This is a genomic window from Pyrobaculum sp., from assembly GCF_049971835.1.
Classification (GTDB): Archaea; Thermoproteota; Thermoprotei; order Thermoproteales; family Thermoproteaceae; genus Pyrobaculum.
In genome coordinates, this window is sequence record NZ_JBMFKV010000076.1 from 1 (window position 1) to 9,433 (window position 9,433).

General features: G+C 58.6%; 8 protein-coding genes and 2 pseudogenes. All 10 read right to left on the reverse strand.

Going from position 1 to position 9,433, the window contains the following annotated elements:
• Nucleotides 1–836, reverse strand: a pseudogene (locus tag ACP5J3_RS07810) (hypothetical protein); the annotation flags it as partial.
• Complete coding sequence (locus tag ACP5J3_RS07815; RefSeq protein ID WP_428495172.1) at nt 833–1,273, reverse strand: hypothetical protein; 441 nt, start codon at nt 1,271–1,273, stop codon at nt 833–835. The pseudogene ACP5J3_RS07810 and the gene ACP5J3_RS07815, both read right to left, overlap by 4 nt.
• A complete protein-coding gene (locus ACP5J3_RS07820) occupies nt 1,270–2,598 on the reverse strand; it encodes a hypothetical protein (RefSeq protein WP_428495173.1) in 1,329 nt (442 codons plus the stop codon). Before ACP5J3_RS07820 ends, ACP5J3_RS07815 begins: the two co-directional genes overlap by 4 nt.
• Before the next feature lie 159 nt (nt 2,599–2,757).
• Nucleotides 2,758–5,538, reverse strand: a complete 2,781-nt coding sequence (locus tag ACP5J3_RS07825; protein ID WP_428495174.1) for a hypothetical protein — start codon at nt 5,536–5,538, stop codon at nt 2,758–2,760.
• Nucleotides 5,539–5,817: 279 nt separating this feature from the next.
• Nucleotides 5,818–6,537: a hypothetical protein gene (locus ACP5J3_RS07830; protein WP_428495175.1), complete on the reverse strand. Its 720-nt coding sequence runs from the start codon at nt 6,535–6,537 to the stop codon at nt 5,818–5,820.
• A 151-nt stretch (nt 6,538–6,688) separates the two neighbouring features.
• A complete protein-coding gene (locus ACP5J3_RS07835) occupies nt 6,689–6,838 on the reverse strand; it encodes a hypothetical protein (RefSeq protein WP_428495176.1) in 150 nt (49 codons plus the stop codon).
• Between the two features lie 38 nt (nt 6,839–6,876).
• Nucleotides 6,877–7,275: a hypothetical protein gene (locus ACP5J3_RS07840; RefSeq protein ID WP_428495177.1), complete on the reverse strand. Its 399-nt coding sequence runs from the start codon at nt 7,273–7,275 to the stop codon at nt 6,877–6,879.
• A gap of 31 nt (nt 7,276–7,306) precedes the next feature.
• On the reverse strand, nt 7,307–7,699 hold the full coding sequence (locus tag ACP5J3_RS07845) for a class III signal peptide (protein ID WP_428495178.1): 393 nt from the start codon (nt 7,697–7,699) through the stop codon (nt 7,307–7,309).
• 321 nt (nt 7,700–8,020) lie between these two features.
• Entirely contained in the window at nt 8,021–8,458 is a 438-nt protein-coding gene (locus ACP5J3_RS07850; protein ID WP_428495179.1) for a hypothetical protein, read from the reverse strand.
• A gap of 632 nt (nt 8,459–9,090) precedes the next feature.
• Nucleotides 9,091–9,433, reverse strand: a pseudogene (locus ACP5J3_RS07855) (hypothetical protein); the annotation flags it as partial.

Below are 9,433 nucleotides of genomic sequence, written 5' to 3' on the forward strand. Positions count from 1 at the left end.
TTGCCCTGATAGTTAGGCAACAATACGACTAGGAGCTCCATGGCCCTGCCCCTCTGGAAGATGTACGGAGCGCCGATCTCGTCGTATCTAGGCACCCGCACATGTAGAAGGCACAAAGGACACTTTGAGATCTCAGCCCACCAAGGCAGTTGCCAAACACTACACGTCTCATTATCCACGAGAAATACAAAAAGACTCCTCTGCGGATCATACATGCGGAGGTACATTAAAAGTTCTGAAAGCGCGACGTGGTACGTCTCGCCGGGGGAGCCGGGCTCCGACACGTGGCCGCCGTAGCTAAGCACGTAGTAGCCGTTGTAGTCCTGAGCCTGCCACACCGCTACAATCCGATACAAGGTTGCGCCAGGTATAGCCATAAGCTCCTGCCGGAAGGGATCCACATTCCACTTACTGCTGAGCACCGCTGCGTAGGGGTACGGGCCGATAGAGCCGTTGAAGCCGTAGTACCACACATTTGCGAAGATGCCGAGCTGGGCGCCCAGCGGGAGGAAGCCCTCCTTAACCACAGACGCCGATTTGTTAAGGTAGAGGTATGTGTAGTTGTAGGTAAGCCACTTATAGGCGTATGGGGGATTGGCGTAGAGCCCCGCCGAGAAGGCGCCAGCCGATATCTGAGACGCCCCCTTAAGCGACGCCTGGAGCGTGTGGGAGTCCGCCAGATCCACCACCTCCGGCCACGCCTTTCCATATATCCCATACCCCGTCCGGGCGGAGGCCGCCATCTGCCCCGCCTGCACGGCCCACTGGGCCACCACCACGATGGCCACCGCGAGGGCTATGGCGACTGCGGTTAGGAGAATCAGCTGGCCCCTCATGGCCTCGCCAGCGAGAGCTCCATCCTCACCCTGGTGCCGTCGCTCAGCAGAGCCGACACCACAGCCACACCGACACCCCCCGTGCCGGCGCCGCTCGGCCTCGCCACGCTTACAAGCTTCGTGCTCCAGTCGGCGCAGACGCGGCACGTCGGCGGCCTCACGTCGTCTAGATACACGGTGAAGTTGTATACGTAGTGCCCCGGAATCGCGGCGTCTAGAACATCCCTCAAGTTCACAGAACTATCTCCACAGACGGCCTTCTCCACCGACGTCATAAACGCCGGATCGCTGGCGAGCCTCAGGAGGGTGAAGTAGGCGTTGGCGGTCACCTCCCTCTCCGACGCTATGTACGCTGGCGAGGGGAGCGCGGCGGACAATACATAAAACACGAAGCCGAGGACCAGGGCGGAGAGGCCCAGCTCGACCACCCACTTCACGGCCTCCTATACAACACAAGCTTTAGGAGATACGTCGCCGACTGAGACTCCACCACCCTAGTCGCCACGGCGCTCTGAAGCCTAGGCTCGTTAGGCGTCCACCTAAGCCACGTATCTATCCTAATCACCGCCTGGGGAGGCGTGGGCATCAGCGGGACAACCACAATGACAGACCGCGGAGCGGATCCGCCCTGGCTGTTCCTCTCGGCCCACACCACCGCGAACAAGGCCCCCGGAGGCGGCTCCACCCAGCAGGCCGCGCACCTCGAGTTCGAGGTACACGACCCGCAGTAGTCCACCTTGACTGCCCCCACACCTACCCCTGGGTCGAGCGTCACATCGCTGGCGAGGTTCTGGAACCCGGCGCCGGTGAAGACGTCGACACTCCTTATACCGAGGGCAGGGATGTTTCCAGACCCGCAACTCACAGTGGCGTCGTGCATAAACCACAGCATCCCGTCTGTGCCGTACATGCCGTAGACCAGAGACCGGGACGTAGTGTTGAAGACGTAGTAGTCCATAGCCCTTGGGTAGTCCACCTTCTGGGCGATGACGACCAGCCCCGCGGTGTCCCCCAGACCGTTGAACATGGTCACCGGCATGGGTATCTGGGCCTCCCACCACTGCCCGGACCTAGACAGCCTCAAGTCGTAGCTAGACAGCGCGCAGCCGGCCCCCACCTCGCACCTAATGGCCGTAGCCACCACCCGCCCCCCGGCCGTGGACCTAACCCACACCCCCTGGCCCACGCCTTGGCACATGGGGTCCTTCCTGTATATGGCAACGTCGCCCGCCGGGGTCTGAACCACCACGTTGGGACATACGGTGAGGTTTACAAGGGGGGAAATCACCAGCGTGAAGTCGTACCTGTCCCAGTCACCCCCAAAGAAGTTTTTCAAAATTCTGACGTAGTCAAAAGAGGCGGAGGGGGCCGCCGGCTTCAGCACCCCGTAGCCGGTCAACACGGCGCTGGAAATCCCCGTGGCGTCCACCAGCGCCTTCTGTTGTATGTAGCAAGCCGCCCCGCTGGCTCCCTGCTGTAGAGAAGCCAGCTTAGACACGTCGATCTGCGGCTGGTATAGAGGCGCCGGGGCAGATAGGGCAAGGTCGACGATAGACCACCCCGAGCCAGACCTAGCCGCGGTGGGGCTATTTATAAACACCACCCGGTCCAGCGCCTGCTGCGCCGCGTTCACCAGCTGAGGCTGGTCAGAAGGCTTGTACTGAGTAGGCCCGTAAAAAGGAAAGAGGTAGGAGTAGACAAACAACACGAAACCCAGCAAAACCCCCGCCACCGTTGCGACTTCAATTGCCTCCCAAGCCACGCCCTCTATCGTCTACCAAGTTAAATATTTTGTGGTGTCACATCCTTTCTACAATTCAACCACAAACCAGACACAATTGCCACGCAGAGATCCCCCTCCCTCAATAGGCCAGCCTAATGACGTCTCGAAGCGCCAGATGCCACGTAGATCTAGGCGTTCTCATTCAGCCACCTCTGCCATCAGCCTCGCCAGCTTCCTGCGCCTTAAGAACCACACTAGGAACACCGCGCCAGCAACGGCACCGGCGATAACCAGCAGAGGAACTGGGTCAAGCGCCCACACGGCCTCGTAGTGGGCGGGGCCGTATGCGACAGGCATCTGTGGGTAGTTGTAGACCACGCCCGTCGCCACATCCCTCCAGCCCTTGAAGACCCAGTGTATCGGAGGCGGAGACCACACGTCCATCGGGGTGGGGACAACGGCCACGGCGGCTCCCTCGTCGGCCCAGGTCTGGGGTACGACTGATCCGTAGGCAGTGCTAAACGTCACGAGAAACTGCCTCTTTACGTCAAATGTAATGTTAAGCGGTCTTTCCACTACAAAGGACTGCACAGGCGATGTGAGAGTGGCGTTAGGAACGCCGTTTATAACCCAGTTTTTAAACACAGTCCTCACGCCGGCCTCCTCCCTGATGACTTGGGGGGCCACCACTCTTATAGACCTGCCTCTATCTACCCACGTGACGTTGCCCTCAACCCCCTCGATGCGTGCAGGAGGCGCCGCGTAGACTAGGTACTGCCTTACATACACAGGCGTTCTATTCAGAGGACCCGTGACCGTCGCCACTATAGTAGGCTCCCGCTCCTCTGTCTCAGCCCAGTAGCTGAACACAGCACGCGTCTTGTTGCGGTACTCCACCACCTGCGTCGCTGATGCGACCACAGTTGAGCCGTATGTGGCCCAGAGCCTACTAGTCCCGTTGACTGTGGCCCCGGGCCCCGCGGCGACTAGGAAAGACGGCTTGTAGCGCAACACAGCCACCACGGGATACGCGCTGAATCTAGGCGTTCTGCCAAACCCAACCACGTTGCCAGCGAGGTCATACACCACGACGTCGATGAGGTTGATGCCGTACACACCCTCTGAAACGGTCGCCGGCGCCTCCAACCTGTAGACAGCTCTTATCGTAGTAGGCTTATCCACATTTACCGACAACAACGGAAAGCCGACGCCTGCGGGCCTCCCGTCGACCTCCCACCCGTCGAAAAGCGCCCTAGCCATGCCAGCCGCCAGAGCTTGCAACCTCTGCAACCTGTCCGCGAGGCTTGGGAGCGCCTCCACCTCAACCCTAGCCTGCACCGGGAGAGATACGTTGGCCGTGAAAGATGTAGGTCCAGACGCCCAGTCGGGCCCCTTCACCGCGCCCGGAGGCCACTTGTACACTCTAAACTCTTTTACATACCTCAGCACAAGCGGCTCCACCACGTCGCCGTATATCGTAAGCGTGAAGTTGCGCTCCGGCTTGCACCTGACGCCGCCCATGTATCTATATAGAGGGGTCAGCTCTACTCTGCCATAGGGCACGTAGAGCACGCCGCTTTTCTCCAGCGTGTAGATATAGGCTATATTCGTCCCAGGCACGTACACAGCCATTTCGAGGGGTAGGCAGTCGTCAGGCGCCTCGACTCTGTAGGGCAACCTAGCCGTGTACAGGACGTAAGTGGTGTCCCAGTACTCAGCCGCCACCACCTGCCCGTCGAAAGAAACGGCGACGGAAGTCACCGGCTTGATATTGAAACTCCCCGGCTGAGTCACGTTGCCAGTGGCGTTCCCCCCGACAGCTCTCAACAAGAGCTGGGTCGTAATAGGGTCGGTCCTCACCACAGGCAGGCCGTCTTTAAAGAGGTATAGGTGGCCGGCCTGCGTGCCGACAGCCACCACAGAGCCGTTCCACGAAGCCGCAACCGCGCTGGGCTTCGCAGGCATGGAGGTGCGCCACGAGACGCGGCCGTCCCTAATCCCCACGATCTCATTTCCAAGCGCCACGTAGAGCCAGCGCCCGTCTTGACTCATCGCCGAGGCAAACCTCGGCGTGTCTATGCCGTACGTGACTAGAACGGGATCTGCGAGGAGCAGGCCGTATGGGTACACCGCCACGTAGGGCCTCTCCCTCTTGACAAAACACAAGGCCACGGGGTCCCCCGCGGCGTCGACGTATAGGCCGTACACGGCGCCGCCGCAGGCGCCGAGCCTAGTCAAGCCGGGGCTGTAGCGGCCGGTCCTCAGCTCGATCTCCGTGGGGAGCCTAAAACGGTAGATCTCGCCGGTGGAGGTCCCCACGTAAACAGTATAGTTGTAAATCGTCAGAGACGTAACTGGAGGATCCAGGGGCGGCCTCGCCATGCTCTCTCGGCGCAACAACCCCCCGGGATCTATGAGAAATCTATCTATGACTCTGCCGTCGCGCAGTACGTAAACCTCGCCGAATACAGTCGCCGCGACTACATACTCACAGTTGGTGGCCACCGCAGTGACGTTGGCGCGCGGCCCCAGGCTCACCGCCCAGAGGGGGTAGCCGTAGGGCGTGTGCAGAGATACAATAGTAGTCTTGTGCACGGCGGCTAACACAATAGGAGGCAGAGGCAGAGTAAGGTTCAGCAACACCGGTATCCTCTGCGGAACCCTCGCGCCGTACTGAGCCAGCGCCTCTACTATCTCAGGTGCAAGCTCTATCTCTACCCAAAAACTCAACCTGACAGATTCCCTATGTACAATGACTTCATATATGTAGAGGCGGTTAGCTACTGCGAGACATCTGCCAGCCCGGTCGGTGGCTATGAGGGGGTAAATAGCGCTTTGGCTCCACAGCTCCCTCCCATCAAGTCCCACTATCTTAACAGAATCAGGTCTAGCCCAGTAAAACGTGTCGAGAGACTCGGTAGGCAAGATGTTTGCCAGCGCCACAACGGCAAGCGCCAGCGACAACACCACCAATCTCATGCAATTCGCAAAAGGGCTTAACTTATATACTTTACGGTGAAAACACTGACCTACAAAGATCCACACAGCCTCGGCAAACCGGTGCGGGAAACTAGCCACATTACGGAGTAGCTCGTTCCAGGATAAGTTTTCGAAAGGCTTAGACACAGGTCCAGACAGGTTACGAACTGCATTCCGCACCCCGCATACCCTCCATCCATAAATAAGCATCCACAGAAACGCTACGTGTAAGCTCCACGCGGTGTTAGATATGCGTCCACCTGCGCGGTCTAGCTACTTTCACCAACCTGTCCTGAAAGGCCCCAAAACCCAGGTTAACACAGGCGGCACGCCTAGATACAATAAAGCTATGAAGATGAGTTGCGCCAAGACGTAGATGCGGCGGGTGAAGAGGTGGAAGAAGGGCGCCACAGCGGCGAAGTACCAGTAGAACCAGCCCGACTGAGCCACAAATACGGACGACGCCGCCAACAGCGTCTCCAGCGCCAGCGAAGGCCTCATAGCCAGCTCTATCGGAACCGCACGCCAAACCACATGGCCGAGCCACGGCGCCGCCGATATGTGGATCTGGTACTCCAACACGTCGTAAACCCCCGGCCTGGACACAGCCGTCACGACCTCCGTGCCGTTGTATAGAAACTTGGTGTAGTGCACATACCAAGGCGCCCCCGTGAAAAAGGTAAGCCACCCCAAGAACGGATTTTTGCGACTATGAAAAGACACAAGCCACCAATAAAACTGCAGATGGTACAGAAACAGGCCCTGAGCCAGGTCAACGGCGTGGGCGGCCAGAAAGGCCAGCGCCGCGCCGACTGTAATCGGCACCAGCGACCTCCTATCCCTCAGCAGAACATAGAAAACAAACCCGGCCAGGGGGAAGGCCGCCGTGAATTTAGAGGCAAGCGCCGCCCCCCACAGCACCCCCGACAGCCACCTCCTCCCCAGGTGGTACGAAATAACCGCAGACACCGAAAACAGAGCCACGAAAACGTCGAGCATAGCAAAGCGAGAGGTGGTTGTAAACACAATGTCAGTAGCCAAACTCAGGAAACCAGCCAGAAAGATCTCCCGAGTAGCCGCCCCAGCCAACCTGCCAGAAACACTGTAGCCACCCCAGCTACGAGCGGCGCAAGCCTAGGCGACAAGCCTATTAGATATTTTGCGAGAGGTGGATGCTCTGGATTTGAGGAAAGCGCGGGCGGCACCCCAGCCACCTGCTCCAACCAGCCTTGATGTAGATCTCCTCGTCTAGAAAGGCGAAGCCGGTGGAAAAAGAAGCAACTACGAAAAGCGTCACCACTATAAGAACCCCAAGCGCGTCGCGCCCACGCCCCCCCTTTAGCAGTTAACCACCCCCACATCTGGCACTACAATGGGGTAGAGGATGTAGCTACTCCCGCCGCCCGTCGTGAGGATCAGCGCCGGGGTGGTGCCTGGCGTGAAGGACTCCCCCAGGGAGCCCCTAACCCCCACCACTTTGCCCACCGGGACGTTTAGAGATATGTCGACAGACTTCCCAGACTTTACAGACACAACCCACCTCCCATAGAACTCATGGGGGCCAGCGTTGAGCACGCAAATCAAGAAGTCGCCTCTGGAGTCCACGTAGGCAGAGACGGGGTACACCTGCGCAAACTCCCTAACCCCCGCGGAAAAAGTCGAAGAGAGCCACCACCCAACCAGTACCGCGAGGAGAAGAACCACCCCCAGTAGAAAAGCCACCTCAAGAGAAGACATAGGAAAAAAGGGGGTTGGTGATTTAGCGAGCTTACGGCTTGACCAGCGCGTTGAACGGGAAGCTCTGGCCGCCGCTTAGTATAACGCGGCCAGGCACCATCGTGCCAGGCGTCCAAGTGCCGCTAATTGTAACTTTTACCGTAGCTTGTTGACCTACAGTGATTTTTTGTGTAGTTGTAGCCACCTGTCCCCCTACTTCAATAGTGCTTAGCTGAACGTCCACTGGACCTGGGTTTACCAAGACGAGTCTTAATGTGCCGTTAGTGTATAGCTCTGCAGAGACTACGTTTAGCCTTGGCTGGCCTGTGGTGGAGGCTACGAATGTGGTGTATAGGTACCAGCCGACTGCTACCGCTATTATCAGCACTATTGCTACTATTATCGCGATTTCGAGGCTTGTCATTCCTTTTAGTTTGGTTGCCATGAGCGGATGAATACCTCTCCTTAAATATTTTGTGGTGTAGCGCACAAACAGCAAAGTGTGTAGATGCGCCGCCTTGAGGCGGCTCACCCAGACCGCGTCTTTATTATGCACGGGGCGTCGTCTCCCGGGTCCCTCCAGTCCTCGGCTCGCGCTACGTCTCGGGAAGTGCGGCTAGTATAAATCAACGGCATGTGACCTCGCCGAATTTATGTAAAGCTCGCCTGAGGATCTGGTGCGCTCCTCCGGTGTGGATTCCTCACGGCTGGCTATCTCTGTCCGGGGCGGTCGCGTATCTGTGCTCATCTCGTCGTTGCGGCTTGGCTAGTATTCCCTCCCCAGTATGAGGTGTATGCCTTCCTCCTCTGCCCTCTTTCTGAGGTACTGGGCGACGTCCCTCGGCGCGAATTCCACGGCTAGCACCGCTAGGTATGTTTTGGCTTTCCTGGACTTCTCGGCGGCTTCGGCTAGTTTCCGTAGCTGTGTGAGGGCTTCTTCTACCTCTTCTGTGTCTATTAGGGAGACAGCCACTTTGCCGACTACGAGGGGCTGGGGGCAGTAGAGGTCTATCTTCACGAGGCCGTCGGCCGGCAACCGTACGTCTAGCCATATGTCGCAGTGCACTCCCCGCTTTTCCAGAAGCTCTTCTACCTCCCTCGCGGCGCGGTACTTAAAGCCGCTGACCTCCTCTAGTATCTCGGTGAGGATTCTCCTTATCTCTCTGAATGTCTCGTCTATGCGGGAGGTGTAGGAGTCCTTCACACGCTTGCATCGCCACGCCAATTTTAGCATTTCTCCGCCCCGCGTCGTCGCGGTGCGGCTCGGGGATGAGGCGGTTGCGGGGCCGCGGGTGCCGGCCGAATATAAATCGCTTGTTTTCCTTCATCTCCACCTCACCGATGTAGTATATACAGCCGCGGCCAAGTGATCCCAACTTGCTCCGTATGCGTGGCGCTCGGCCAGTTGTCTGGTGCCGATCGCGTATTAGTTGCAGAGGCGGCGGGCTAGATATGCTGATGCGACGCCTCCTTTCGACATATATGTTTGAGCACTGCGCCGTTGCGCGTTGACGGATCTGTTGCGTGTTTAGCATACCGTGCTTGCAGAGCCCCCGGCGCCGTTGAACCGCGGGGGGCCGTTTCTGGGGGGCTCTGTGCGTTTTCTATGTCTGCTGATGGGGGTCTGTTGGCCGACGCAGATGTGTTTCAATTTTCCGCGGCCCGCTGGATCGCGTGTTGACTACACCGCGAGGTATCCCGTCGCTGTGTTTGAAGGAGCCTCGGGGTAGATCCGCGGTAGTGGGTGAGCCGTCGTGTGATCAGCGCTGGGGCCTCTGCCTATCACCCGGTCTAGTGCAGGTCTCCGGCGGTGTATGTATATGTCTGTGGGTGTCTCTAGTATTCTCTTCCCAGTATGAGGTGTATGCCCTCCTCTTCGGCCTTTTTCCGTAGGTATTCCGCTACTTCCCTCGGCGCGGATCCCACGGCCAGTACTTTGAGCTGTGTCGTGGCGCCGGTGAACCTCTCCGCGGCTTCTACCGAGCGCCTCAGTTGCTCCAGCGCGTCCTCCGCCTCTTTGATGTTTTTCACCGCTGTGGTGACTTCGCCGACGACGAGGGGGCTTGGACAGAATATGTCCACCTCCTTGTAGCCGGCTGTTGGCAGGGTCACGTTTACCCGTATGCGGCAATCCACGCCTCTCTCCCTCAGGAGGTCCTCGACAGCCCTCGCCACGAGG